26 protein-coding genes and 1 tRNA gene are annotated in these 26,546 nt (G+C 67.8%); 14 read left to right on the top strand and 13 right to left on the bottom strand.

Going from position 1 to position 26,546, the window contains the following annotated elements; translation table 11 throughout:
• Positions 1-132: 132 nt before the first annotated feature.
• From ABT352_RS18230 to ABT352_RS18220, 3 genes are all read right to left on the bottom strand, one after another.
• Positions 133-945 carry an SDR family NAD(P)-dependent oxidoreductase gene (locus ABT352_RS18230; protein WP_350946001.1) on the bottom strand — a complete coding sequence of 271 codons (813 nt, stop codon included), beginning with the start codon at positions 943-945 and terminating at the stop codon, positions 133-135.
• 312 nt (positions 946-1,257) lie between these two features.
• On the bottom strand, positions 1,258-1,596 hold the full coding sequence (locus ABT352_RS18225; protein WP_350946000.1) for an ArsR/SmtB family transcription factor: 339 nt from the start codon (positions 1,594-1,596) through the stop codon (positions 1,258-1,260).
• A complete protein-coding gene (locus ABT352_RS18220; RefSeq protein ID WP_350945999.1) occupies positions 1,593-2,042 on the bottom strand; it encodes an SRPBCC domain-containing protein in 450 nt (149 codons plus the stop codon). The genes ABT352_RS18225 and ABT352_RS18220 overlap by 4 nt, the downstream gene beginning before the upstream one ends.
• A gap of 820 nt (positions 2,043-2,862) precedes the next feature.
• On the opposite strand from ABT352_RS18220, the gene ABT352_RS18215 reads away from it, so the two are divergent.
• From ABT352_RS18215 to ABT352_RS18200, 4 genes are all read left to right on the top strand, one after another.
• Positions 2,863-4,110: a poly(ethylene terephthalate) hydrolase family protein gene (locus tag ABT352_RS18215; protein WP_350945998.1), complete on the top strand. Its 1,248-nt coding sequence runs from the start codon at positions 2,863-2,865 to the stop codon at positions 4,108-4,110.
• Positions 4,111-4,420: 310 nt separating this feature from the next.
• A complete protein-coding gene (locus tag ABT352_RS18210) occupies positions 4,421-5,533 on the top strand; it encodes an ABC transporter substrate-binding protein (RefSeq protein WP_350945997.1) in 1,113 nt (370 codons plus the stop codon).
• A 340-nt stretch (positions 5,534-5,873) separates the two neighbouring features.
• Complete coding sequence (locus ABT352_RS18205; RefSeq protein ID WP_350945996.1) at positions 5,874-6,809, top strand: leucine-rich repeat domain-containing protein; 936 nt, start codon at positions 5,874-5,876, stop codon at positions 6,807-6,809.
• 505 nt (positions 6,810-7,314) lie between these two features.
• A complete protein-coding gene (locus ABT352_RS18200; protein WP_350945995.1) occupies positions 7,315-8,022 on the top strand; it encodes a hypothetical protein in 708 nt (235 codons plus the stop codon).
• A 1-nt stretch (position 8,023) separates the two neighbouring features.
• Here ABT352_RS18200 and ABT352_RS18195 read toward each other — a convergent pair whose 3' ends face one another.
• Positions 8,024-8,416: a hypothetical protein gene (locus tag ABT352_RS18195; RefSeq protein ID WP_350945994.1), complete on the bottom strand. Its 393-nt coding sequence runs from the start codon at positions 8,414-8,416 to the stop codon at positions 8,024-8,026.
• A 188-nt stretch (positions 8,417-8,604) separates the two neighbouring features.
• Between ABT352_RS18195 and ABT352_RS18190 the strand changes: the two genes are divergently transcribed.
• A complete protein-coding gene (locus ABT352_RS18190) occupies positions 8,605-8,775 on the top strand; it encodes a site-specific integrase (protein WP_350945993.1) in 171 nt (56 codons plus the stop codon).
• A gap of 223 nt (positions 8,776-8,998) precedes the next feature.
• Here the strand turns inward: ABT352_RS18190 and ABT352_RS18185 are convergent, their stop codons facing one another.
• From ABT352_RS18185 to ABT352_RS18150, 8 genes are all read right to left on the bottom strand, one after another.
• Positions 8,999-9,412 (bottom strand): type II toxin-antitoxin system VapC family toxin, encoded by a 414-nt coding sequence (locus ABT352_RS18185; RefSeq protein WP_350945992.1) that lies wholly within the window; start codon positions 9,410-9,412, stop codon positions 8,999-9,001.
• 1 nt (position 9,413) lies between these two features.
• Positions 9,414-9,617 carry a hypothetical protein gene (locus tag ABT352_RS18180; RefSeq protein WP_350945991.1) on the bottom strand — a complete coding sequence of 68 codons (204 nt, stop codon included), beginning with the start codon at positions 9,615-9,617 and terminating at the stop codon, positions 9,414-9,416.
• Between the two features lie 232 nt (positions 9,618-9,849).
• Positions 9,850-9,924 (bottom strand) — tRNA-Val (locus ABT352_RS18175).
• 32 nt (positions 9,925-9,956) lie between these two features.
• Complete coding sequence (locus ABT352_RS18170) at positions 9,957-11,024, bottom strand: ROK family protein (RefSeq protein WP_350945990.1); 1,068 nt, start codon at positions 11,022-11,024, stop codon at positions 9,957-9,959.
• A gap of 170 nt (positions 11,025-11,194) precedes the next feature.
• Positions 11,195-11,545: a hypothetical protein gene (locus ABT352_RS18165; protein WP_350945989.1), complete on the bottom strand. Its 351-nt coding sequence runs from the start codon at positions 11,543-11,545 to the stop codon at positions 11,195-11,197.
• Positions 11,546-11,575: 30 nt separating this feature from the next.
• Positions 11,576-12,034, bottom strand: coding sequence for a peroxiredoxin (locus ABT352_RS18160; RefSeq protein WP_350945988.1), 459 nt, complete (start codon positions 12,032-12,034; stop codon positions 11,576-11,578).
• Between the two features lie 83 nt (positions 12,035-12,117).
• A complete protein-coding gene (locus ABT352_RS18155) occupies positions 12,118-12,546 on the bottom strand; it encodes a DUF3052 domain-containing protein (protein WP_329084203.1) in 429 nt (142 codons plus the stop codon).
• A gap of 123 nt (positions 12,547-12,669) precedes the next feature.
• Positions 12,670-13,077, bottom strand: coding sequence for a secondary thiamine-phosphate synthase enzyme YjbQ (locus ABT352_RS18150; protein ID WP_350945987.1), 408 nt, complete (start codon positions 13,075-13,077; stop codon positions 12,670-12,672).
• Between the two features lie 848 nt (positions 13,078-13,925).
• Between ABT352_RS18150 and aceE the strand changes: the two genes are divergently transcribed.
• Complete coding sequence (aceE, locus tag ABT352_RS18145; protein ID WP_350945986.1) at positions 13,926-16,673, top strand: pyruvate dehydrogenase (acetyl-transferring), homodimeric type; 2,748 nt, start codon at positions 13,926-13,928, stop codon at positions 16,671-16,673.
• Positions 16,674-16,766: 93 nt separating this feature from the next.
• Positions 16,767-18,335, top strand: coding sequence for an alpha/beta hydrolase (locus ABT352_RS18140; RefSeq protein WP_350945985.1), 1,569 nt, complete (start codon positions 16,767-16,769; stop codon positions 18,333-18,335).
• A gap of 221 nt (positions 18,336-18,556) precedes the next feature.
• Here ABT352_RS18140 and ABT352_RS18135 read toward each other — a convergent pair whose 3' ends face one another.
• The gene (locus tag ABT352_RS18135) at positions 18,557-20,437 is read right to left on the bottom strand and encodes a serine/threonine-protein kinase (RefSeq protein WP_350945984.1); all 1,881 of its coding nucleotides are present in this window, start codon (positions 20,435-20,437) and stop codon (positions 18,557-18,559) included.
• Positions 20,438-20,598: 161 nt separating this feature from the next.
• Here ABT352_RS18135 and ABT352_RS18130 point away from each other — a divergent pair, with 161 nt between their 5' ends.
• The 7 genes from ABT352_RS18130 to ABT352_RS18100 all read left to right on the top strand — a co-directional run bounded on the left by ABT352_RS18130 (position 20,599) and on the right by ABT352_RS18100 (position 26,511).
• The gene (locus ABT352_RS18130; protein ID WP_350945983.1) at positions 20,599-21,027 is read left to right on the top strand and encodes a hypothetical protein; all 429 of its coding nucleotides are present in this window, start codon (positions 20,599-20,601) and stop codon (positions 21,025-21,027) included.
• Between the two features lie 55 nt (positions 21,028-21,082).
• Positions 21,083-22,243 (top strand): glutathionylspermidine synthase family protein, encoded by a 1,161-nt coding sequence (locus tag ABT352_RS18125; protein ID WP_350945982.1) that lies wholly within the window; start codon positions 21,083-21,085, stop codon positions 22,241-22,243.
• 22 nt (positions 22,244-22,265) lie between these two features.
• Complete coding sequence (locus tag ABT352_RS18120) at positions 22,266-22,748, top strand: DUF350 domain-containing protein (RefSeq protein ID WP_350945981.1); 483 nt, start codon at positions 22,266-22,268, stop codon at positions 22,746-22,748.
• A gap of 355 nt (positions 22,749-23,103) precedes the next feature.
• The gene (locus tag ABT352_RS18115; RefSeq protein WP_350946112.1) at positions 23,104-24,213 is read left to right on the top strand and encodes a PucR family transcriptional regulator; all 1,110 of its coding nucleotides are present in this window, start codon (positions 23,104-23,106) and stop codon (positions 24,211-24,213) included.
• Positions 24,214-24,330: 117 nt separating this feature from the next.
• Complete coding sequence (locus ABT352_RS18110; RefSeq protein ID WP_350945980.1) at positions 24,331-25,242, top strand: ACP S-malonyltransferase; 912 nt, start codon at positions 24,331-24,333, stop codon at positions 25,240-25,242.
• Positions 25,243-25,249: 7 nt separating this feature from the next.
• Complete coding sequence (locus ABT352_RS18105) at positions 25,250-26,206, top strand: beta-ketoacyl-ACP synthase III (RefSeq protein ID WP_350945979.1); 957 nt, start codon at positions 25,250-25,252, stop codon at positions 26,204-26,206.
• Between the two features lie 65 nt (positions 26,207-26,271).
• Entirely contained in the window at positions 26,272-26,511 is a 240-nt protein-coding gene (locus ABT352_RS18100) for an acyl carrier protein (protein ID WP_350945978.1), read from the top strand.
• Positions 26,512-26,546: the final 35 nt, after the last annotated feature.

Here is a 26,546-nt window from a genome sequence, read left to right as displayed (position 1 = left end):
TTCACCTCCATCCTCACTGTCAGGCGAGGCCCCACCTCCTGCAGCCGACCTGCGGGGGGACGCACGTCCGCACGCCTGACTCTCACAACTGCGAGTTCGGGCCGCAGCTCGGCCTTTTCCGGCATAGCAGTCTCAGTCGACAAGTGCGCCGGCGGACAGATTGACGATCGCTCCGGTCATGGCTCCACTTCGGTCTGAGGCGAGGAACGCGGCCGTCTCCGCCACATCGGAGAGCGTGGGCAGCCTTTTCAGAAGCGTTCCCTGCACCATTCCCCCACCTTCGAGCATTTCCTGGACCGACTGTCCGGCCGCCGCCGCGGTCTGCTCGAAGAGGTCCTTGGTGTAGGAACCCGCCGCCGGGGCGTCGGCGACGGCGTGGGGACGGATGCCGATCACCCGGATGTTGCCGGGTGCCAGCTCCGCGGCCAGGACCCGCGAGAACGCCTCCTTGCCGGCCGCGCTCACGCTGTGCCCCAAGATGCCGCCCACCGCCATTTTGGAACCCGGCTCGGACAAGGTCAGGATGACGCCGGGGCGCTCGCGGCCCATGTGCCGTGCCACGGCCTTGCTGGTGATGAACAGTGTCCGCAGAAAACCGTCGATCGGCCGCATGAACTCCTCCAGCGAGAGGTCCGCCAGTGAAGTCCCCTGGTCGTGCATGACGCTCACGGCGTTGAGGGCGATGTCGATGCCACCGGCCGTCTCCGCGACCGCGTCGGCGTGCTTTTCGACCGCCTGTTGATCGAGAACGTCGACGTGCGCGGTCTCGACTTTTCCGCCCGTGACGGCGATGTCACGCGCCACGGCGTCGAGCTTCGCCCGCGTCCGCCCGGCGATGAAGACCCTCGCGCCTTCCCTGGCGAACACCCGGGCGACCGCGCCGCCGATGGCGCCCCCACCTCCATAGATCACAGCGTTCTTGCCTTCGAGTAGCAATGCATTCATATGCGTCCCCCAGGGGTGATCGATTCTTTCGAACGATTACGCGGGCTCGATGGTCACACCGCCGCCGCGAGTTCTGTCGCGGCCGCGGTTGCCGCAGGCTTCGGGAAGCCTGCGGCCCAGGCGTCCGGCATGGAGATCGCCGCAGACGAGGCGGTGAAGGCGCCGATCGCCATGCCACCGGCATGGGAACTCACCTCGAGGCCCACATCGGCCGCGAAGACCTGCGGCGAGAACGAAAGCCGTCCACTCAGGCCGGGCCGAGCTCGACCGCGTCGAGGAGGTCGCCGGAGATCTCTTCCGGCGGCCTGTCGGTCAGTCGTTTTTCTGACGCTGGATCTGTTCCGCGATGCGCTTGATGCGGTTCAGTCGCGTGTCCCAGGTCCTGCCGACCTCGTTCAACTGCCGGACGGCGCGGGCGAGCTGCGCCTCGTCGACTTCGTAGCGCCGCTCGCGGCCCATCGGTGTCGCGTGCACGAGTCCCGCGCGATCGAGGACGGCCAGGTGCTTGGTGACCGCCTGGCGTGAGATCGGGAGACGATCGCTCAGGCTGGTCGGCGTACCGACTCCTTCCGCGAGCAGCAGGTCGATCAGGCGGCGCCTGATCGGATCGCCGATCGCCGACCAGAGTTCGTCGTCGACGGCGACGGTCATCGCGCCACCACGGAAGGGGCGTAGTCCCGCAGCCTGGGCAGGAACAAGTCCCAGCCGCGCTCGTGGTCGTGGAAGGCCGCCTCAAGCACGGCGGCCTCCCAGCCCTTCTCCCGCCAGCCGCTCTCGGTCACGCGCAGAATCGTGCCGTCGCCGGAGGGTTCGAGCTCGAAGGTGACCAGGAGAGAGTTGTCCGCGTCGGGCAGCCGACCACCGGGAGCGATCCAGTGGAACGCGAACGTACGGGGCGGATCCACGGTGACCACCGTGATCGGTTCGACCACGGCGCGCTCGTCCCACACCAGTTCGCCGACCGCGCCCGGCTCGGGCTCGAACGACGCGTCTTCGGACCACCACATCTTGATGTGCTCGGGACGGCTCACCACATCGAAGACGATCTCCGGTGCCGCGTCGATACGGATCTCGCGCTCCAGCTTTCCGAACTCCACAACGAACCTCCAACACGCAACCATCGGTTGCGTATGACTCTAGCGACCGCACCGCCAATCCGCAACCTTATGTTGCATGATGCCTCCGAGGTCGACGCCGATTCCGGTCGCCGTCCACTACCGGAGACTCTGACCGACCCCCTCCGGGACAGCGCTCTCACAGCCTGTCCCGGAGGGGGCGCACACCTGGCCGACCTGGTTTCAGAACTCCCGCCGCGCCTGCACACGCTATGCCGGTCATCCAAGGCCTCACCGAAGGCCGGTTCATGATCCGCTCGGGATTCTCCCCTCAGCCCTGGCGGGGGTGGAGTGACGGTGCCGGTCCACCGGTCCGTGGAACTCCGGGTCGCCGTGCGCACCTTCGGCGGCCGGCGGTCCGCACCCGACCGGCTCCATGATTGCGATGAAAGTTTCAGGTGCTTTCATTCGCCGACGTCTTATGCCGACACACCATAAGGCGCGTGTACCCCCAAAGCGGGTCATCGACAGCTTTACACGGATCTTGACACGTTTCACAGATGTTTCCACACTGAGTCCCCGGAGCGGTCTCCGCTGCCGGTCGGCGATGAAGAGGCCGCCGATCACGACGCCCTTGTCGTACGCGCTTCGGCGCCGGGACGAGGAGGCGACCGATACGGTGCGGAGCCGCCGCACCGAAGGCCACTCGGCGATGGCCGTCACGTACTGATCCCGATGAGGGGCTCACCCGAAGAGAAGGAACACCACAGTGCGACGACGTGTGAGTGAGACTCCGGAGCCTTGTGCCGCCTGGAGTGTCCGATCGGAGCCCGGGCCACAGAGCGGGTGGCGGAAGCGTGCGATGGCCGCGGCGGTCGTCGTCCTCGGACTGCTCGCGATGATCGTCGCGACTCGGCCGGCCTCGGCCGCCGACAATCCCTATCAGCGAGGTCCCGACCCCACCCTGGCCAGTGTGTCCGCCACCAGGGGCACCTTCGCCACCGCGCAGGTCAGTCTGCCGGCCGGGAACGGCTTCGGCGGTGGGGTGATCTACTATCCGACGGACACCGGCCAGGGGACTTTCGGCGCGGTCGCGATCGTGCCCGGCTACTCCGCCCGGTTCGCCGACGAAGAGGCCTGGATGGGTCCCTGGCTCGCGTCCTTCGGCTTCGTCGTCATCGGAATCGAGACCAACAGCCGTACCGACGGCGCCGACGCCCGAGCGACCCAGCTGCTCGCCGCGCTGGACTACCTCACCCAGCGGAGTTCGGTGCGTGACCGCGTCGACCCCAGCCGGTTGTCGGTCGTCGGCCACTCCGCGGGTGGCGCCGGCGCCCTCACCGCGGCGCTCCGGCGGCCCTCGCTGAAGGCCGTGGTCGGGCTCGCACCCGGCTCCCCCACGGGAAACCTGAGCCTGGCCGACAACCGGGTGCCGTTGATGTTCATCTCCGGGCAGAGGGACACGGTGGTCACGCAGTCCTACCTCAACGGGTTGTACAGCACCCTCCCGGCCTCGGCACAGAGCGCCTGGGTGGAGATAACCGGCGTGGACCACCTGTTCGCGACGAGGGCGAACACGACCGAGATGCGGACGCTGATCCCGTGGCTGAAGATCTTCGTTGACAACGACACCCGGTACACCCAGTTCCTGTGTCCGTTGATGGACTCCACCGGCATCTCGATGTACCGCAGCAAGTGCCCGTACGTGCCGCCGGGCGGCTCGTCCCCCTCGCCCTCGCCCTCGGTCACCCCTTCGCCTTCGGTCACCCCGTCACCCTCACCTTCGGCCACCCCGTCGCCCTCCCCCTCCCCGGGCGCCTGCACCGCGAGCTACCGCACCACGAACTCGTGGCCTGGCGGCTACCAGGGCGAGGTCACGGTGACGGCGGGCGGCTCGGCGGTCAGCGGTTGGACCGTCAGATGGACCCTGGGCAGCGGCCAGTCGGTCAGCCAGGTATGGAACGGCACCCTGGCCGCCAACGGCTCCGCGATAACGGTGACGAACGCCTCCTACAACGGCTCGATCCCGGCCTCCGGCACGACCACCTTCGGCTTCCTGGCCGGCGGTACGCCGTCGTCCCCCTCTCTCGCCTGCAGCAGCCGCCCCTGACACCCGTTCGGCGCGCTGTGAGCATCACGGCCAGATGCCACCGTCCCTTCCCCCCTGGCGTCGTCGATCCATCTCTCCATGACAGGAGCCCCGCCCGCGTCACGATGGTCGCGGAGAAAGGACCTCGCCACCGCATACAGCGACTAGAGTCTGGTGCGAAAGTGGATCAAGGTGATAGATGATCGCGGCCTCGGGGGCGTGGTGATCTGACGAACGACCGGCGGGAGCGACCGAAAGCGTCGCTACCGGCGGGCAATACTCTGCGATCCACACAAACTGCGCCAAATCATCGCACAGGGGATGCCGACGCATGAGTACGCCACCATCGCCACCCGGAGCGGAACGAGCTGAAGGACCAGCCGTCCAGATCGGTGCTCTCGTTCCGCTCACCCGGCCTGGTTGGGTGGAGGCGGGCCAACACCTGCTCGCCGGGCTCGAACTGGCCGTTCACGAGGTCAACGAGGCCGGAGGGGTCACCGGAAGAACCCTCGAACTGGTGGTCCGAGACACCGCGGCTGATCCGCGGAGGGCCGCGGCGGCCGTGGACGAATTGGCTCGCCTGGGCGTGGCCGCCTTGGCGGGGGAATATCACAGCGTCGTCGCTCGCGCCGCCGCCGCCAGGGCCGACGCCCTCGGCCTGCCGTTCCTCTGCTCGTCGGCGGTTCTCGACGCACTCACCGAACAGCCGACGGAATGGGTCGCACGCCTCGCTCCGGCACAGTCCCACGGCTGGCGGATCTATACGGACTTCCTCCTCGGCGCGGGCCACGGTCGGATCGCCGTAGCGGCCGAGTCGAGTGTCTACTGGGCATCCGGCACCCGTATTCTGCGGGACCACCTCGCTTCCCGCGGCGGAACCGTCATCGAACTCGACCTGCGCACGCTCACCCCTGCGGCCGTGTGCGACGAACTCTTCGACAGTCGCGCGACAGCCCTCCTTCTCCTGGTCGGCCACCCGGAACCGGCGGTGTCGATCGTCAAGGCCGTCCGCCACGACCGGCGTCTCGCCGGGATCATGATCGGTGCTCCCGCCGGGCAACCGGAGTTCGCCGAATGGGCGGCGTCGTTGGGCGACGACGGCGCCGAGATCCCCTTCCTGCGCTACCTGCCCGAGCGTCTCAGCCCACTGGGCACACGAATCGAGACGGCCCTCCGCCGGCGACTGGGCGAAGCGCCGTCTTTCGTGGCTTTCGAGGGCTACGACACGGTCACCGTCCTCGCCCAGGTACTGCGTTCTCACGGCGCGGACCGGGCGCGCACCGCCGGATCCTGGCCGCGCGTCGCGGTCGAAGGCACCCGCGGGCAGATCCGGTTCTCCCGCACGCCGGGCATCGGCGTTTGGCAGTGGGCCTGGCCGCCGGTCCAAGTCGTTGATCGAGATCCGGCGGAACCCGATCACTTTCGGATCCTCCACACCGGCTGAGAGCGCGGAGGTCCGACAGCCCAGATCCGTCCGAACTTGAGGCCTTCCACCTGTCTTCTGCCCGTCAGCAGCAAGGTCTGGTGCGACAGTGCTGGTCACAGCCAATCGCTCCGCCCCCCTGAGCGACAACGCGTTAACAAGCCGGCACGGGCAGGGTTGCCGTCATCCACCGTCGCGATATCCACTCAAGGCCAGGGCCCAGCCTGATCCGGCCTCCTCCTCAACGTGTTGAAGTGATCTACAAGCCGTTTCCCAGTACCGGTCCCTAGCCTCGTCACCGGCTCTCGCATCTGGCACGACGGAGCCGAGCTCGAAGACATCGGCAACGACGAGGAGAGACATGGTCAGGCCCGAAGACGGCCAGTCGATAGCCGCCGAGCGGATCGGCAACTGCCTACGGTTCGGATGGCCCAGACTCGACCTGAGCGATCTCCACCTGGAGACGGTTCCCGAGTCGCTCGGCGACCTCACTCACCTGAGCAAGCTCAATCTGAGCGGCAACGAGCTGACCTCGCTACCCGAATGGCTAGGCGACCTCACTCGTCTGACCGACCTCGACCTGAACTGCAACGAGCTGACCGCCCTCCCCGAATGGCTGGGCGGTCTCACCAACCTCACCACACTCCAGCTGGGCGGTATCGAGCTGACCGTCCTGCCCGAATGGCTGAGCAACCTCACTACCCTCACCTGGCTCGACCTGGGGTGCAACGAACTGACCACTCTGCCCGAATGGCTGGGCGGCCTCACCAACCTCACCTACCTGGAGCTGCGCTGCAACGAGCTGACCGCTCTGCCTGAGACCCTGGGCGATCTCACCAACCTCACCTACCTCGACCTGAGCGATCTCCGCCTGGGCACGCTTCCCGAGTGGCTGGGCAACCTCACCCGCCTGAACGAGCTCTATCTGAGCAGCAACGGACTGACCGTCCTGCCCGAGTGGCTGGGCGACCTCACCGCCCTCGTCTGGCTCAACCTGAGCCACAACCAGCTGACCGCGCTGCCTGAGTCGCTCCGCAACCTCACCGTCCTCCGAGAACTCCTCCTGGACAGCAACCGGCTGACCGCGCTCCCTGAGTGGCTGGGCGGCCTCACTCACCTGAACACGCTCTACCTGAGCAACAACGAGCTGACCGCCCTACCCGAGTGGCTGGGCGGCCTCACCGCCCTCACCGTCCTCGACCTGAGCGGTAATCAGCTGGTCTCGCCCGAATCGGTGGAGAACCTCGCCGCCCTCCACGAGTTCCACCGGGACGGCTACCGGCTGACCCGCGCATAGCGCTGGATTTGAGACATTGAAGCGACCCAACTCCGACCGGCCAACCCCGTCCCACATCGTTGTCACCCAGTCGGTCACTCAAGTACGACACGCGGTCAGACGATGCGGCAGCATGGATTTCCCTGCCCTGGCTCGGGTGTCGGAACCGAGATTCTGCTCAGCTCTCTAGGTGCGCCGGGACGAATACACGAGGGCAACCATGACAATCACAGTGCCCGCCAGGGCACGAACATCTCCAGGGCTCCATCCGGCCTGAATTGCGAGTACGACGATGGCGACGACGACGTATGGCCACCCGCTGTGTGGCGTCTTCTGTTCAGGTGTCATGCCTTTACATTCGGACCTCCCATTTGCCCGCGGAAGACTGGTGCTGAATCCGGCGCACATGCGCGAGAAACGGATCGCCGGTGCGCGAAAATGCGTGCTTGTGCGCATCGTAAGTCCCCCTGGCACAATGAACGCATCGATGGCATGCTGAGCCAGAACTACCGACGAACGAGGTGTCATGAGATCTCCTGAAGGTCAGCTACGGTTCCGCAACTATTTGAAGAAAGAGTGGCGACGAGCTGGCGAGCCATCGGCGCAGAAGATCGCCGACAGGGCCCGGAAAGCCGACCCCAAATGGGACTACAACCCTTCACCGACAACAGTGCGCAACGCCTTGAACGACAGGATGCCGCTGCCGACGTGGGATTATCTCCGGTCGATCATCATCGGACTAGGTGGAGACCACGTCGAAGCCAAGAAAATCTGGGATGAGGCAGGCAGCACAGACTCTTCCTTTGGCGAGCAGGGGTACGAGGGGAGACCAATCCTCGAACTCACTGCGGGAACATCCGCGCAGGATGCGCTCGACGAACTGAAACAGAAGCTGGGAGAGCAGGAACGCCGACACCAGAAACTGGAAGAGGAACTCAACGAGAAGCGCGACGAACTTACCGAGGTCAACAAGAGGCTTGAAGAGTTGAAAGCGAAGAACGCCGAGAACTATCAGAGCCAGCAACTACTGATCGCCCAACTCGAAGGGGAGAGGAAGGCTCTACAGCAGGTGATCCAGGAGCTCATGGTTTCCATTCACAACGCTCCCCTGGCCCGCACCGCGCTCCTGAAGAACACGATCGAGACCGCTTTTCGATTCGTTGAGCTCAACTGGAGGTGGGCTCGCGATCTCGAAGAAGATCTCAACAAGCTCAAGGTCGCCAGGAACCAATGAACTACGGGTCGCGATAGTCGTCCTTCAGTACACCCCATACGCCTACCGTCATTCCGTCAACGACACCCTCGATCTCGTAGATGATCGCTACACCATCACGGAACTCGCGAGGTGGCGATGCATGAGGCATCAAGCCCGCAAACACCTGATCGATGATCTTTCTTACTCGGTCAGGTGCGGCTCTGATGCGGCCGTCAAGGACCGGCAACCGGCCATACAGTCGACCTCCCCTGACCTCGAACGGGTGCTGCATGATCCACGCGATCTGCCCGACGTCGTCCGCGCTCATACCGCGGGCTACCAGCGTCGCGTTCATCATCTCAGCGGCCCCAGCCAGAACTGCTGCTGCTAGCCGATCAGGTAACAACCGCACTTCGCTAGCGCTTTCGTTCACGAAGCGAATGATCCCACGACATTGCGGCTTGCAGATGCAGAGAAGCGGTCTGCACGGCAGAAGGAACACCTAGACCGTCAAGTCGCGCCGTTTCCTCAAGCTCCCTCGGCGGTGCGTGGACGCGCTGCGGACACTCCGAAGAGCAGGAGAAGGCGGGACTCCGTAGCACCGACTGGACTCCTCGCGAGATGCGGCACAGTTTCGTCTCGCTACTGTCGGACTCGGGCGTCCCGATCGAGGACATCTCGCGCCTGGTCGGCCATCGGAACACGGTGGTCACCGAGACCGTCTATCGGAAGCAGATCCGGCCGGTGCTCATGCAGGGCGCGGAGGCCATGGACGGCATCTTCGGGAGTTAGTCACTCACGCCCTGTTCCGAAGATCGGATACGGGGCGTTCTGGCTGGTGGGCACTACTGGGTTCGAACCAGTGACATCTCGCTTGTAAGGCGATCCGACCGGGGGCGCGACCAGGGCGGATACCACCCCTGACCTGGGCGTACAGTCCACGACCATCCACCGTTGTCCGCCCCTGTCCTGGGTCGTTGTCACCCAGTCGGTCACCCAGGTGCGGCACCTCGGATCAATCAGGCAGCAACCTGAACGCCGATATGTGACGAGGTCGGACGACCCTGAAATGTCGATGATCCACCGTGGCGATCTCCTTCAGCCCGAGGCGTTCGGCGATGGTGATCACTGCCGAGTCAACGAGCCCCAGCGGCAGATCGAGGTAGGTCTCGACGAGCTGTGCCATGCGCGGCAGGTCCTCGTCCTCCAATTCGGCCACATGAAAGCCGTTGTCGCCGAACGACTTGAGGAACGTCACCTCAGCCTGCGGACCCACACGAGAGTCGAGCAGATAGCCCACCTCGCCCATCACCGGCGACGGAACAAGTAGTGGCCCTTCGGCCTGCCGGAGAAGCTTCAGACACGCTCGGTGATGTTGGTCCTTCACGTTACCTGCGGCGAGAAGAACACCCGTGTCGCACAGGAGCACGTCAGCGGCCCCACTCCGAGCGGAGAATCTCTTCGTGCCGCTCAGCGAGATCGGAGGCAGCTTCGAACGACGCGAAGAACGGCAGATCGCGCTCACCCGACTCATGCTCACTCAGACGACCGCGGATGAGCTCCAGGGCCGGGCGCAGCTCCGCCTCCGGCAGCTGATCTACCAGGTGGTGCAGTTCCTCACGCATGACGCTCATACCTACGAGTGTAGGTCGCCTACTTTCCGTGCATCAGGTCATCCTCCCAAAACATGATCAGAAGGAGTGACCGAATCTGGTCATGCGTGCCAGAGGCAGTCCCGCCGAAGGGAGGAAGTCGGCTCCAATCAACGTAACTCGCCGATCTGGCGAGCGATCACCAAGCGGTGATACTCCACATCCGTCCGAAAACACGAAAGACTCTGACCTATTAACGCAGGTCAGAGCCTTGTGGTGGGCACTACTGGGTTCGAACCAGTGACATCTCGCTTGTAAGGCGAGCGCTCTACCGCTGAGCTAAGCGCCCGGGAAATCCCGTCGGACAGACGGGACAACACTTTACGCCACGTGGGGGGACTTCAGCACATCGAGAGACCACGTGGTTCCCGCGTCGGTGAAGCCGGCGGCGCGCCAGCCGAGGAGGGCCGCGCCGAGCATGCCGGCGGACATGCCCAGGGCGGCATGACGCAGGGGCGGGGCGTCGCGGAAGGCGAGGCGTTTGCCGAGCCGTTCGGCCAGGGGGTCGGACAGGAGGGGGCCCGCTTCCGCCAGGCCTCCGCCGAGGACGATGGCGGAGGGGTCGAGAAGAAGCGTGTAGGTGGCCAGGGCGAGAGAGAGTGCCTCGACCGCGTCGTCCCAGATCTCCACGGCGAGAGGATCACCGGAGGCGGTCAGGGCGGCGACCCGCTCGGCGCTGACCGAGGCGGGTGGGACGACGGTGGCGGATGAGGTGGACGGCGGAGAGGAGGCAGGAAGGGGCGAGGCAGGGGTGGAGGAGGGCTCCGGAGCGAAAGAGGAGGAAGCGGGGGCGGAAGGCGGGGATGCGGCGACGCGGGTGGAGTAGCGGCGGGCCACGGCGGAGGCGGAGGCGTAGGTCTCCAGGCAGCCGATCTGGCCGCAGGCGCACGGTTCCCCCTCGGGGTGGACCGGGGTGTGGCCGATCTCGCCGGCCCAGCCACCGCTCCCGCCGTACGGCTCGCCACCCAGGATCGTGGCGCCCGCGATGCCGGTGCCGATGGGCAGGAACAGGAAGTCGGAGAGCTCGCGGCCGGCTCCGAGGACGCTCTCGGCCAGACCGCCCGTGCGGACGTCGTGCCCGAGCATGACGGGGACGTCCAGCGGGACGAGGTCTCCGGCCGGGACGTCGCGCCAGCCGATGTTGGCGGAGTACAGGGCCGCCTCGGCGGTGACCAGGCCCGGTACGGCGAGTCCGACCCCCTCGGGGGTGCCGCCCTCCGCGGCGGCGAGGTCGTCGATGAAGGACCGGATCGTCGCGATGACCGCCGCCGGGCCCCTGTCGCGCGGGGTGGCACGGCGGTCGGTACGGATGATCTCGCCGGAACGGGTGACGAGGCCGCCCTTCATCGACGTTCCACCGACGTCGAGGGCAACAACGAAGGAGCTCATGCACCCATCCAGCGGGTCGAAGGGGCGGGACCGAGCCCGACCTTAGCGCACGCCGGGCGCGGCGGAATGGCGGGATCTCCCCCATACGGCCGAGCGCGTTGCTTGGAAGAACCTCCCGATATGCCCGGGAAACGCCCGGTCCCATGGCCCCTGGAACGGCCGGGGCGTTCTCAGGGGACCCGGCGCAGGACCCTGGCCAGGGCGGCCTCCACCTCGTCGGCCAGGCCGGGCGCGCAGGCGTGGGAGGCGGCCGGCCGGTCGTCGCCCCGCGCGAGGCGTACCGCGCCGCAGGATCGGCACTCCACCTCGCCCAACCGGCAGATGAGCGCGACGGAGCCGCACGAGAGGCATGTGTCGAGGTCGACTTGGTGGGTGCGCCGGCAGTCCGGGCAGATCAGCACCTGCGTCTCGTGGCGCACTCCGCGCGTCCACGGGCTGGAGCCACGGATCGGGTCGGTCTGCCTGGCCCCGCAGGAGAAGCAGGGCATGATCGCCTCCGAGAGGTCGGACCGGCGGGGCACCTCGTGAGCGGGCGTCCGCCGGATCACCGCTTAGGGAAGGTCGGCGAGCGCCTTGCGGTACTCGGCGATGTCGCGGGCCCGTGAGATCGGGTTCACGACGCGCCGGCGAACCACGCCCTCGCCGTCGATGATGAAGGTCCCGCGCTCCGCGCAGCCCTTCTCGTTGTCGAATACACCGTACGCCCGCGCGACCTGCCCATGTGGCCAAAAGTCGGAGAGCAGCGAGAAGGTGTAGCCCTTCTGATCCGCCCACGCGCGGTGGGCGAAGGTCGAGTCAACCGAGACGGTGAGAATTTTAACGTCCTCGGGCATGTCGGCGATGAGCTCGTCGCGGATGGCGTCGAGCTCGTTGCCGCAGACGCCGCTGAACGCCAGAGGGTAGAAGATCAGCACGATCTTTTTGCCCCGGTGTCCGGAAAGCTTGACCGGGGTGCCGTGCTGGTCTCTCAACTCGAAGTCGGGAGCCTGGTCACCCACCTCGATCGCCATGATCGGGGTTCCTTTCCTCGGCTGACGGCAGGCGTCATCATCCTGCCGTACGGCCCGCGCGAGCCGTACGGCAGGGCGGACCCTTAGCGGCGCGCCTTGGGCGTCGCCAGACGCGTCCCCGACCAGTCGGGGGCGGCACTGATGCTGCTGGTCTGCGAGAGACCCGCAGTGGTGGCGTCTTCCCCGATGTCGCTCGGCTCCACGTGCCCGTCCCGGCCGGCTTTGGGAGTGAGCAGCCAGATCTGGCCACCGTCGGTGAGGTTGGTCACCACGCTGCTCAGGGCGTCGAACAGATCACCGTCGCCGTCACGCCACCACAGCAGCACGACGTCGACGACGTCCTCGAAGTCTTCATCGACCAGCTCGTTACCGGTCAGCTCCTCGATGGAGTCGCGCAGATCGTCGTCGGTGTCCTCATCCCATCCGACCTCCTGCACCACCTGACCCGGCTTGAGGCCGAGTCGTTCGGCCAGGCCGCGTTCGCCCTGCGCCTGACCCGCGGTCGCGCTCACGTTTGTCCCTCCTGCTTGAATGGCCCCGCAATCACACGGTGCTCAGAGTGCTTCGGCACAGTCCACACGCTGTGACCCTCAGTCGTCAACGGTCGCCACGGCAACGACTGGGCTACGTATGAATTAGTCCGACAAAAATGACAAACGGACCTGGCGTTCCAGATTGTCGACGTTGAGATCCACGATGGCGATGGACTGCCAGGTTCCCAGCGCGAGCCGTCCGGCGAGAACCGGGACGGTGGCGTACGGCGGAATGAGGGCAGGCATGACATGCGACCGTCCATGCCCCCGTGATCCGTGCGCATGCCTCCATCTGTCGTCGGCCGGAAGCAGATTCTCCAGAGCCGCGAGCAGATCGTCGTCGCTGCCCGAGCCCAGCTCCAGCAGCGCGACCCCCGCGGTCGCGTGGGGCACGAAGACGTGTAACAGGCCGTCGCCCCCACATGACCGGACGAAGCTCTCGCACTCGGAGGTGATGTCGTGCACCCGCTCTCGGGAACCCGTTATCACCTCGATCGTCTGAGATCTCACATACCGATCCTACGATCCATCGTGAGCTGCGATGACGACCGCACCCGCTCCGGAAGACCAGGTGCGGCCCTCGCCACCGCCCGATCTTCGTCGGCACGGGGACGGGGGCGGTGTGTCCGATTTCTGGAATGTCCCCGTATGGACCGTTCCCTACCGGGAGGAGCCGGGCAGGGCAGGGGCCGGGACGAGAGCGGAGGCTCGGGATACGCCCGCCGGATGCGGCGTTTCCGGACAGCGACGGCGGCCGCGGCACCGCTCACGGTTGGCGCGCGAATCGTTACCACTTCGGCACGGAGCCTCACGGGCCGCGGCCCGTCTCCCCGCGGGAGAGGCGCATGACAGGGCTCCACGGAGGAGGCGATGCGAAAGATGGTGGGAAAAAGAGCGAAAGACGATACGCGAGGCGTCCGTTAGGGCACCTTCAGGGGGGATCATGCGTTGTATACGGTGAGGGTCCCGATCACGACGCCCGGGCACATCGCGCGGCGGCGAGGAGGGCCCCTCCCCTTCCGAGGTCCCTCCAAGACCCTCGGGGGATCGTCGACGATCCCCCGAGGACCGTCGAAGGGCTCCCGCGGAGGGGCTCGGAAGGCTCCGGCGAGGGGCACGAAGGCAGGCCAGACAGCGGGTCCCAGATTCCCAGGGAGGGAACCTGTAAAAAAGGGGCAACCCCGATGTAACCTTTGGTGGCAATTCGTCCTACCATCGGTGGTCTAGGCCACTTTCGTATCACTGCCAGCAGGGATCTCCTGGTTACCGGGAAGTAGAGATGCACTTTCCGGGGTAAGCGACCAGGATGGAAGACGACCTACTCCAGACAAAAGTCCATCCTCGGAAGGCGAGACCCAGTGGCTTCCGGACGCCAGCGTTTCTCGATCATCAGCGACGGCCTACCCAGCCAGCTTCCTGATGTCGACCCCAGCGAGACCCAGGAGTGGCTCGAGTCGCTCGACAACGTCATCAAGACGGAAGGTCGCACTCGGGCCCGCTATCTGATGCTCCGGCTCTTGGAGCGCGCCCGTGAACACCAGGTCGGGGTGCCCGGCCTGCGCAGCACCGACTACATCAACACCATCCCGCCGGAGCGCGAGCCCTGGTTCCCCGGCGACGAGTACGTCGAGCGCCGGATCCGCGCCTACACGCGCTGGAACGCGGCCGTGATGGTGACCCGGGCCAACGCCCGCACCAACGTCGGCGGGCACATCGCCACCTACGCCTCCGCCGCGTCGCTCTACGAGGTGGGCTTCAACCACTTCTTCCGCGGCAAGGACCACGGCGAGTCCGGAGACCAGGTCTTCTTCCAGGGCCACGCCGCGCCGGGCATCTACGCCCGCGCCTTCCTGGAGGGCCGCCTCAACGAGGCACAGCTCGACGCCTTCCGCCAGGAGCTCTCGCACGGGTTCAGGGGTCTGCCCTCCTATCCTCACCCCCGCCTGATGCCCGACTTCTGGGAGTTCCCCACGGTCTCCATGGGTCTCGGCCCGATCGGGGCGATCTACCAGGCCCGGTTCAACCGCTACCTGCTGAACCGGAAGATCAAGGACACCAGCCGGAGTCACGTCTGGTGTTACCTCGGCGACGGCGAGATGGACGAGCCCGAGTCGCTCGGCGCGATCGGCGTGGCGGCCCGTGAGGAGCTCGACAACCTCACCTTCGTCATCAACTGCAACCTGCAGCGCCTCGACGGCCCGGTACGCGGCAACGGCAAGATCATCCAGGAGCTGGAGTCCTACTTCAGGGGCGCCGGCTGGAACGTCATCAAGGTCGTCTGGGGTCGCGACTGGGACCCACTGCTCGCGGCGGACGTCGACGGTGTGCTGGTCAACAAGATGAACACCGTCCCCGACGGCCAGTTCCAGACATACTCCGTCGAGACCGGCGGATACATCAGGGAAAACTTCTTCGGCGGCGACCCGCGCCTGCGCAAGATGGTCGAGCACCTGTCGGACGAGGACATCCGCAAGCTGTCGCGCGGCGGCCACGACTACCGCAAGGTGTACGCGGCCTACAAGGCGGCTCGTGAGCACGTCGGCCAGCCGACGGTCATCCTCGCCCAGACCATCAAGGGCTGGACTCTCGGCAAGGACTTCGAGGCGCGCAACGCGACGCACCAGATGAAGAAGATGTCCAAGAGCGACCTGAAGGAGTTCCGCGACCGGCTCTACCTGCCGATCCCCGACTCCGCTCTCGAGGGCGACCTCCCGCCCTACTTCCACCCGGGCGAGAACGACCCGGAGATCCAGTACATGAAGGAGCGCCGCGCGGCCCTGGGCGGTTTCCTGCCCAAGCGCGTGATGCGCGCCAAGCCGGTCACGCTTCCCGGCGACGCCGCGTACGCGCAGCTGAAGAAGGGCTCCGGCAAGCAGAACGTCGCCACCACCATGGCGTTCGTCCGCCTGCTCAAGGACCTGATGCGCGACAAGGAGATCGGCAACAGGTTCGTGCCGATCATCCCGGACGAGGCGCGCACCTTCGGTCTTGACGCGATCTTCCCGACGGCGAAGATCTACTCACCGCACGGCCAGACGTACGAGGCGGTCGACCGCGAGCTGCTGCTGTCGTACAAGGAGTCGACCGAGGGTCAGATCCTGCACGAGGGCATCAGCGAGTCGGGCTCGATGGCCTCCACGATCGCGGTCGGCTCGTCTTACGCCACGCACGGCGAGCACATGATCCCGATCTACATCTTCTACTCGATGTTCGGCTGGCAGCGCACCGCCGACCAGATGTGGCAGCTCGCCGACCAGATGGGCCGGGGCTTCCTGCTCGGCGCCACCGCCGGCCGCACCACGCTGAACGGCGAGGGCCTGCAGCACGAGGACGGCCACACCCCGCTGATCGCCTCGACGAACCCGGCCGCGGTCTCGTACGACCCCTCGTGGGGATTCGAGGTGGCCCACATCGTCAAGGACGGCCTGCGGAGGATGTACGGCGAGGAGCCGGAGAACGTCTTCTACTACCTCACCGTCTACAACGAGCCCTACCCCCAGCCCGCCGAGCCCTCGGACCTGGACGTGGCGGGCCTGCTCAAGGGTCTGTACAGGTTCGCCCCGGCTCCGGCCGTGTCCGGGCCGAAGGCCAACATCCTCGCGTCCGGCGTGGCCGGGCCGTGGGCGATGGAGGCCCAGCGGATGCTGGCCGAGGACTGGGGCGTGGCGGCCGAGGTCTGGTCGGCCACCTCCTGGGCGGAGCTGCGCCGCGACGCGCTCGCCGCCGAGGAGCACAACCTGCTCAACCCCGACTCCGACAAGCGCGTGCCGTACGTCACGCAGGCGCTGTCGTCGGCGCAGGGGCCGTTCGTGGGCGTGAGCGACTACATGCGGGCGGTCCAGGACCAGATCGCCCAGTGGGTTCCCGGCGACTGGAGCTCGCTCGGCACCGACGGCTTCGGCCTGTCGGACACCCGGTCGGCGCTGCGCCGCCACTTCCACGTGGACGCGGCCTCGATCACCCTGGCCGTGCTCACCCAGCTGGTCAACAGGGGTGAGCTCGACCAGGAGGTGCTGGGCGACGCCATCTCCATGTATCACCTGAAGAACGGCGTGACCGAGGCCGCGGGCGCCGAGAGCAACGACACCCAGTCCATGGGAGTTTGATCGTCCCCGGGCGGGTTCTCCTTTTCCATGGAGGGCCCGCCCGGTTAGTGTTGAACGCTCCCCCCGGCGAACGATTCCAGGGGAGAGCGTTTCATGGCAACAATCCTTAGGGCGGCCGCGACGGTCACGGCCCTGTCAACCGTGCTCTCCGCCTGCGGTGGCGGACCCGGCGGGGACGGTTCCCTCCCGGGCGGACTGGTCGGAGGCGAGGTCGTCTCGGGCACGACCGACCCGACCGCCACCTCCGCCCCCGCGGAGGCGATCACCTGGGGTCCGTGCACCGGGCTCAGGCGGCCCGGCGGTGAGACCCCCCAGCCCAACTCCGCGCAGCAGTGCGGGAAACTCAGGGTCCCGCTCGACTACGCCAACCCGGACGGCGACTCCATCGAGATGGCCGTCATCCGCGTCAAGGCCACCGACCCCGGCAGGCGGATCGGCTCGCTGGTCTTCAACTTCGGCGGCCCCGGCGCCTCGGGCGTCGAGACAATGGCCCAGGCCGCCAAGGCGTTCACCACCCTGAACAGCCGCTTCGACCTGGTCAGCTTCGACCCGCGCGGGGTCGGCCAAAGCTCGGGTGTCCGGTGCGGCGACAGCGCGGTGATGGACAGGTTCACCTCGATGGACACCCTGCCCGCCAACGAGGACGAGCGCGCCAGGAGCCGGGAGATCACCAAGGAGTTCGTGACGGCCTGTCAGCAGACCTCGGGCAGGCTGCTGCCCTACATCGGCACGGTGAACGCCGCCGCGGACATGGACCGCCTCCGCGCGGCCCTGGGCGAGAAGAAACTGGACTACTTCGGCATCTCGTACGGGACGCAGCTCGGCGCGGTCTACGCGACGAAATTCCCGCAGAACGTGGGACGGTTCGTACTGGACGCCCCGCTGGATCCGAGCGTCTCCATGGCGACGCGCACGATGGTCCAGACGAAGGGGTTCCAGCACGCCTATGACGCCTTCCTGAAGGACTGCGTGAAGCAGCCCCGCGAGTGTGAGATCGGCAGCGACGCGACCATAGCGAACAAGAACGTGACGAAGCTCATGGACGAGCTGAACGACAAACCGCTCAAGGTCGGCAAGCGTCTCCTGACCCAGGGGCTGGCGGGCGTCGGCATCGCCGCCGCGCTGTACTCGAAGCTGACCTGGCCGCTGCTGGACCAGGCGCTGGGCCAGGCGATGAAGGGTGACGGGCGGATCCTGCTGGCCCTGGCCGACAGCTACAACGGCCGTCAGCCCGACGGGAGCTACACGACGCTCATGAGCAGCTTCCCCGCGATCAGCTGCGTGGACACCGCAGAACGCCCCACCCCCGAGCAGCTGAACGCGCTGGAGGACGAGACGATGAAGGTCTCCCCGCTGTTCGGCGGCGCGGGGATGGGCCTGATCTGCTCGATGTGGCCGGTTCCCGGCAACGACGAGGCGAGGCGGATCAACGCCACGGGCTCGGCGCCGATCCTGGTGATCGGCGGCACCGGCGACCCCGCCACGCCGTACGAGTGGGCTCCGAAGCTGACGGGGGAGCTTCGGACGGGGGTGCTGGTGACCTACAGGGGCGAGGGGCACGGCGCCTACCTGTCCGGTGACACCTGCGTCAAGAAGCTGACCGACGCCTACCTCATCGACGGGAAGGTTCCTGCCAGGGGGACCGTCTGCGACGGTTCGTGACGCGGCGGGCCCGCGGGCGGGCCGCGCGGTCACGCCTTCCCGCGCGTCGCCCGCCCTCGCGGAGACGTCGCTCGCCCTCGCGGAGACGTCGCTCGCCCTCGCGGAGACGTCGCTCGCCCTCGCGGGAGACAGGGCGGCGGCGAGGAGCGCGGTCGGAGGCGAACGGGCTCGGCGGGGCTCGGGGAGAAGAGCCCGATCGAAGGCGGAAGACTCAACAGGGCTCAACAGGGCTCCGGGCGGGGCCGTTTGGTCTCGAAGCGGAAACCCACCCTGCCCAGGTGCTTTTCGAGCAGGCGCCTCATCGTCCCGTCCTCGTACATCGACGCGATCACTTCGTTGATCTTCCGGCAGGCCACCGGGTCCCCACGCCTGAGCGCGACGCCGTACCTCTCCGAGGTGAGCCTGATCCCGGCGATCTCGACCTTGACGTCGCGCAGGCGGGCACCGAAGCCGGCGATCAGCAGGTCGTCCCCGACCATGGCGTCGGCGCGGCCGTCGGCCAACTGGGACGCGCACTGCGCGGGGTCGTCCGCCCGCACCGCGACGAAGTCGACGCCCCTGTCGCGGATCATCGTGCCCGTGGTCTGGCCAGGTGACAGGCAGATCCTCCTGCCGCGCAGGTCCTTGAGACCGTCGATCCTCGCGCCGGTACGCACCAGCGCGTCGCGGTGGGCGAGATAGTACGGCCCCGCGAAGGCGACGCGGCGGCGGTCGGCGGTGTCGATCGAGAAGTTGGCGATCACGAGGTCGACCCTGCCCTTCTCCACCGCCTCCTCACGACCGTCGTACCCCACCACCGACACGAACTTGAGCCCGCCGTCGGGCACTTTCAGCTCTTTCGCGATGTGGGCGGCCACGTCGGCCTCGAATCCCCGGGGCGGTTTGCCCAGCGAGATCCCCGGCAGGCCCTCTCTGAACCCCACGCGGAGCCTCTCGGTCTCTCTGATCCGGTCGAGCAGGGGCGAGCCGGTGGAGACCTGCGGGGTCGCCGCCGCAGGGCTGGTCGTCGCAGGGCTGGGCACCGTCACCGGTGGGCGGGAGGGCTCGGCCTGCCCGCGCGGCGTGCTCCCGAACGGGAGGCCCAGCAGGGCGCCCACCACGCCGAGTACGGCGACCCCGACGGCGATCGCGCCGAGGACCGCCGGGCGGCGCCGCGTGGGCGCGGCGGGCTCTTCGGGCCGGGTCAGGTCCCCGGTGGCGGCCTGCGCGCCCTCGGCCAGCTCCTCCTCCGATGCCTCCGGGGTCTCCGCCTCGTCCACCGGGTGGCCGAGCAGACGCTTCAGCAGCACGTCCGAGGTGGGTCTGAGCCTTTGATCCTTGTTCAGGCAGGCCGCGACGACGTCGCGCAGCCCGTCGGGCAGGCCGTTCAGGTCGGCCTCGTGGTTGATCACCCGGTTGAGCGTCGCCACGATCGTGTCGCTCCCGAAGGGAGCCTTTCCGGTGGCGGTGAAGACGATGGTCGAGCCCCAGGCGAACACGTCGGCGGGAAAACCCACCCGCTCACCGGCGATCTGCTCGGGGGCCATGTAGGCGGGGGTGCCGACCGCGCGGGTGGTGATCGTCCCGCTCTCGTCGATGATCTTCGCGATGCCGAAGTCGACGACCCTGGGACCGTCGGTGGCGAGCATGACGTTGTCGGGCTTGAAGTCGCGGTGCGCGATGCCCGCGTGGTGGATCGCGGTCAGCGCGGTGGCGGTGCCGATCGCGAGACGTTCGAGAGCCTCCCCGGTCAGCGGTCCCTCGCGTTCGACCACCTGGCGCAGCGAGGGCCCCTCGATCAGCTCGCTCGCGATGTAGGGCGTCTCACCGTCGAGGTCGGCGGCGAGCACCCGGGCGGTGCAGAAGGCGGCCACCCGGCGGGCCGCCGCCAGCTCGCGGGCGAAACGGGAGCGCGCGTGGGCCTCCTCGGTGAAGCGCACGTGCAACAGCTTGACGGCCACCCGCTCACCGTCCTCGGACTCGCCGAGATAGACGACCCCCTGCCCGCCCTCCCCCAGTCTGCCCTTGAGCTCGTACCTGCCCAGTCGCGGCGGATCCCCCGGCCGCAACGGTCTGATCTCCGGCACCGCGCACCCCTCGTCCACCGCGCTTTGCCAGAACACTACACACCCGGGCGGGTGATGATCGGCTGTCTTCCCGGGGTCGGCGCGGCTCACCTCGCCGCTCCGCGCGGGCGTCGGCGATTCCCCCGAAAGATCCAGAGATCGGTTGAACAGACAAAAGCGCATCGATACCCTGTGGCGACGCATCTCATTGGAGCTCGATGGCCGCGCGACCACAACACCCACGGGCCACACCGCCAGGTCCCCATGGCAAGACGCCTTCCAAGCCCTCGGGCTTCAAGGCCTCCAGAGCGATCGCCATCACCGGAATCGGTGTCGTCTCGATGCTTCTCGTCTCCTCCTGCTCCACGTCGGACTACGAGGAGGTGGGCGCCGAGTGCGTCGACCTCAACAACCGCCAGCCGGACGGCAGCTACGCGATCGTGGACGAGGACCTCTGCGACGACGACAGGCGCTACCACGGATCGCGGGGCGCCTACGGCTGGTACTACGGAGGCGTCAGGTCCGGTTCCCACATCCGGCAGGGCACCACCGTGCGTCCCTCGGACGTCCAGATCACCAGCCGCAAGGGCACGGTGATCCAACGGGGTGGCTTCGGCGGCCGAAGCGGATCGGGTGGCGGGAGCTGATCCGGCGCCGATGAGCAGGCCGACGAACCACAGGTGAGCGACAGGTGAGCAGGAGATGAGACGCGAGACCTCCCTCCCTCGCGACGACTGGGAGAGCGTCATCGAGGGCCACGGCCTGGCCTACCACCGCTCGGCCCATCCCGAGGGCCTTGACCGTCCGTACTGGGACGAGACCGTCCAGTACGTCTTCTCCATGGACGAGGTCCTCGACCTGGAGAACCAGGTCGAGGAACTGCACCGGATGTGCCTGAACGCCGTGGAGCACGTCATCGCCAAGGGCCGCTACGCCGAGTTCGCGATCCCACCGTGGGTGGCCCCCGAGATCGCCGCCTCCTGGGAGCGTAACGACCCGCACCTGTTCGGCCGCTTCGACCTGCGCTACGACGGGACCGGTCCCGCCAAGCTGCTGGAGTACAACGCCGACACCCCCACCAGCCTCCTGGAGAGTTCGGTGGTGCAGTGGTTCTGGCTGCGCGACCGCTACCCGGACGACGACCAGTGGAACTCCATCCACGAGCGGCTGATCGCCAGGTGGCAGCAGATCTCGACCGGCCTGCCCACCGGGCCCACGCACTTCGCCTGGACCAACATGGACACCTCGGGCGAGGAGGTGATGACCCTCGCCTATCTGCAGGAGACCGCCGACCAGGCCGGGCTCAAGACCGTCGCGGTCGCGATGGAGGACATCGGCTGGGACGACCTCAACCTCCGCTTCGTCGACATGGAGCGCAGGGTGATCCGCTCGCTCTGCAAGCTGTACCCGTGGGAGTGGGCGGTCGCCGACCCGTTCGGGACGCGGGCTGTGCGCCAGCAGGTCTCGACGACCTGGATCGAACCGCTGTGGAAGATGCTGCTGTCCAACAAGGCGCTGCTCGCGGTGCTCTGGGAGCTGTACCCGGGACACCCGAACCTGCTGCCCGCCTACCTCGACGGCCCCCGCGACATGTCCTCCTACATCGTCAAGCCGCTGCTCGGCCGCGAGGGCGCCAACATGCGGATCGTCACCCCCGGCGAGCACGTCGAGACCCTCGGCGGCTACGGCGCCGAGGGGTACGTCTACCAGGAGTTCCAGGCGCTGCCCGTCTTCGAGGGCTGGCGTCCCGTCCTCGGCGCCTGGGTCGTCCACGACGAGGCGGCGGGTGCCGGCATCCGCGAGACCTCGGGGTTCATCACCGACGACACGTCGTCATTCGTCCCGCACCGCATCGAACTCTGAGTCCCGGAAAGAGAAACCACACATGAGTCCCACCCCCGTGCCAATCGCCCCCGTCGTGCCCGGTGCCGAGGCGCTCTCGCTCGCCGAGGTCCTCGGGCGCGGCGCGCTCGCGATCGTCTCGTACGCCGCGCTCGGCGTGATCCTGCTCATCGTCGGTTTCTACGTGATCGACATGGTCACCCCCGGCAGGCTCGGCAAGCTCATCAAGGAGGGGCGCAACCCCAACGCCACCCTGCTCGCCGGCTCGGGGCTGGCGGCCGTCGGGCTGATCGTGGCGGCCTCCATCTGGTCCTCGGGCGGCGCCCTGCAGGAGGGCCTGCTCGCGACGCTGGTCTTCGGCCTGGTCGGCATCGCCGTACAGACCGTGGCGATGCTCGCGTTCGACAAGGTGGCGGGCATCTCGGTGCGCGAACTGGTCACCGAAGCGGAGCTTCAGCCGGGCGCCCGGCTGCTCGCGGTCACCCACCTCGCCATCGGCCTGATCACCGCCGTCGCGGTCGTCTGAGCCCCCGCCCGACACACCCCACCCTCCGTACGTTCACATCCCGGTGGGCGTACGGGACACGGGCCCGCGGAACGGCAGACGATGACGACGCCCGGCTCCGAGAGGGGGCCACGGGCGCGCGGAACGGGATCGCGGCGTACGCTCGCGCCCTGGTCGTGCGGGACGTACAAGATCGGGGAGCGTACGCTGTCCGGAGCCGCGGCTGGCGCATCTCCCGCGACCTGGCACTCTTAGTGGCGTGAGGGAGCGGAACGAGCGAACGTTCAGGCACAGCGACGTCGTGACCGGACAGGACGAGAGGGATCCCGACTCCGACCGGATCCGGGAGGACACCACGCGTCGGCTGGAGCGGGCCATGGGCACGCTGGGCACGGCCGCCATGTCCCGCATGGACGACCGGCTGATGTGGTTTCGCGCCCTGTCGGCGGAGGACAGGTCCTGGGTCGGGCTGGTCGCCCAGGCCGGGATCGCCGCGTTCGTGGAGTGGTTCCAGCACGCCGGGGAGGGTCGCCCGACGCCCAGCATCGAGTTCTTCGGCACCGCGCCCAGGGAGCTGAAGCGGTCCATCTCGCTGCAGCAGACCGTCGACATCGTGCGGGTCGTGGTCGAGGTGGTCGAGGCGCAGACCGGGGAGCTGGCGGCGCCCGGCGGGGAGCACCAGCTCCAGCAGGCGATGCTCCGCTACACCCGCGACGTCGCCTTCGCCGCCGCGCAGGTGTACGCGCGCGAGGCCGAGGCTCGCGGGGCCTGGGACGCACGGCTGGAGGCGCTGATCGTGGACGCCCTGGTCAGGGGCGAGGTCGACGACGGCCTGCACTCGTGGGCCGCCGCGCTCGGCTGGACCTCCGCCCCCGTCGTGGTGCTGGCCGGGCAGACCCCCGACGACGACCCGCAGGCGGTCATCGACGCGCTGCGCGACCGGGGCCGCCGGTCGGGCCTGGACATGCTGGCCGGGGTGCAGGGCGACCGGTTGATCGTGATCGTGGGCGGGGCGGACAGCGTCGCCGCGGCGGCCAGGCACGTGGTGCCGCGTTTCGGCGCCGGTCCGATCGTGATCGGGCCCGAGGTCGCCGACCTGCACTCGGCCGCGAGTTCGGCGCGGGCGGCGATGGCCGGGCTGCGAGCCGCCGCGGGATGGCCGGACGCGCCCAGGCCTGTTCACGCCGAGGACCTGCTGGCCGAACGGGCCATCGACGGCGACGGCGACGCCAGGGCACAGCTGATCGAGAACGTCTATCTGCCGTTGATCGGCACACCGCTCCTCGACACCCTCGCGACCTACCTGGAACAGGGCACGTCCCTGGAAGCGACGGCCCGCCTGCTTTTCGTCCATCCGAACACGGTGCGCTACCGTCTGCGTAAGATCACGGAACTGACCGGCTATCAGCCGACCGAGGGGCGATCCGCCTTCACCCTCCAGGTGGGGCTGATTCTCGGGCGCCTGTCGGAGACGCCGGTAACCTAGAATCCTTTACTTAATCTCCGCGAAACTCCCGCTGTAGGTTCCCTACAAAGAAGTGGGGACAAAGTTCGTCTGGATCTCCATCCATGTATTGAACCTCTACAGGGCAGGCTGGATTTTGTGCTCGTCATCGTCGCTCCGGGCCAGGGTGCCCAGACTCCAGGCTTTCTCGGTCCATGGCTCGAACTACCGGGCGTGGCCGATCGACTGACCGCTTGGTCGGAGCTGGCCGGCCTCGATTTGATCGCCTACGGGACCACCGCGGACGCGGACGAGATCCGTGACACGGCCGTCGCGCAACCACTCCTCGTAGCCGCCGGGCTCGCCGTCGCCGAGGTGCTGGGGGCCTCCCCCGACATCGTCGCCGGGCACAGCGTGGGCGAGTTCACCGCCGCCGCGCTGGCCGGGGTGATCACCCCCGAGCAGGCCGTCGGCCTCGTCCGCGAGCGCGGCCAGGCCATGGCGAAGGCCGCGACGATCACCGAGACCGGCATGTCCGCCGTCCTCGGCGGCGTCGAGGAGGAGGTCCTCGCCGCCATCGCCGACAAGGGACTCACCCCCGCCAACATCAACGGCGCCGGGCAGATCGTGGTCGGCGGCACGCTGGAGCAGCTGGCGGCCTTCAAGGCCGAGCCGCCCGCGCGGGCGAGAGTGAGGGAACTCTCGGTCGCCGGCGCGTTCCACACCGTCCACATGGCCTCCGCGGTCGGCCGTCTGCGCGAGGCCGCCGCGGACGTCACACCGGCCGATCCCGCCGTCACGCTGCTGTCCAACAGCGACGGGTCGGCGGTCACCAGCGGCGCCGAGTTCATGGAGCGCCTGGTCACCCAGGTCGCCAACCCGGTGCGCTGGGACGCCTGCATGGCCACGATGGCCGAGCTCGGCGTCACCACGATGATCGAGCTCGTCCCCGGCGGCACGCTCACCGGCCTGGCCAAGCGTGCTCTGCACGGGGTGACGACCGTCGCCCTGAAGACCCCCGACGACCTGGAGGCCGCGCGAGCCGCCCTTGAGTCGAACAAGGAGCGGTGACCGAGGAATGAAGACCTCACAGGGCGCGCCCGGCGCGAAGATCCTCGCCTTCGGCCACTACCAGCCTTCCAACGTGGTGACCAACGACGACCTGTCGGCGACCATGGAGACCAACGACGCCTGGATCCAGAGCCGTGTCGGCATCAAGGAGCGCCGGATCGCCCCGGACAACGAGTCCGAGATCGACCTGGCCGTGCAGGCGGGCGGCAAGGCCCTCGCCGCGAGCGGCCTGGCGGCCTCCGACATCGACCTGGTGATCGTCGCCACCTGCACGCTGGAGACGCAGATCCCCAACGCCGCCGGCCGGGTGGCCACCCGGCTGGGCATCGACGCCCCCGGCGCCTTCGACGTCAACACCGCCTGCTCGGGCTTCTGTTACGCGCTCGCGGTCGCCAACGACGCGATCCGCGCGGGCTCGGCGACCCACGTGCTCGTCGTCGGCACCGAGAAGCTCTCCCAGTGGATCGACTGGACCGACCGGGCCACCGCGGTGATCTTCGCCGACGGCGCGGGCGCCGCGGTCGTCGGCCCCTCCGACACCCCGGGCATCGGCCCCGTGGTGTGGGGCAGCGCCGGCGACAAGTTCGACGCGATCATCATCAAGGACCGCGACTCCTTCCTGCACCAGGAGGGCCAGACCGTGTTCCGCTGGGCGACCACCGCGCTTCACCCCGTCGCCAAGGAGATCTGCGAGCGTTCCGGGGTGGACCCGGCCGACCTCGCGGCCTTCGTACCCCATCAGGCCAACCTCCGCATCATCGAGGCGATCGCCCGCAAGCTCGGCGCGGACAACGCCGTCGTCGCCAAGGACATCGTCCTGGCGGGCAACACCTCCGCCGCCTCGATCCCGCTCGCCCTGTCCCGGATGATCGAGCGCGGCGAGGTCCAGGCGGGCGGGCTCGCCCTGCTGCTCGGCTTCGGCGCGGGCCTGACCTACGCGGGCCAGATCATCGAGATCCCCTAGAGCTTCCGCGCGGCCCCGCCGCACGGGAAACCAGAAGAACCACGATTCCAAGGAGAACACGCGACATGGCTCTGACCGAGCAGGAGATCCTCGCCGGCATCGGCAAGATCATCAACGAGATCACCGGGATCCCGGCCACCGAGGTCACCCCGGAGAAGAGCTTCGTCGACGACCTCGACATCGACTCGCTGTCCATGGTCGAGATCGCCGTCGCCGCTCAGGACGAGTTCGGCGTCGAGATCCCGGACGACCAGCTCAAGCACCTCAAGACCGTCAAGGACGTCATCAACTTCATCCAGAACTGAGACGTTCCCGCTTATCCCCCAGCCCAGATTGACCA

Origin of the sequence: Streptosporangium sp. NPDC000563, assembly GCF_040299985.1 — a bacterium.
Taxonomy (GTDB): Bacteria; Actinomycetota; Actinomycetes; order Streptosporangiales; family Streptosporangiaceae; genus Streptosporangium.
The sequence above is the reverse complement of the archived record's forward strand: the minus strand, read 5'-3'. Positions and strand labels throughout refer to the sequence as shown.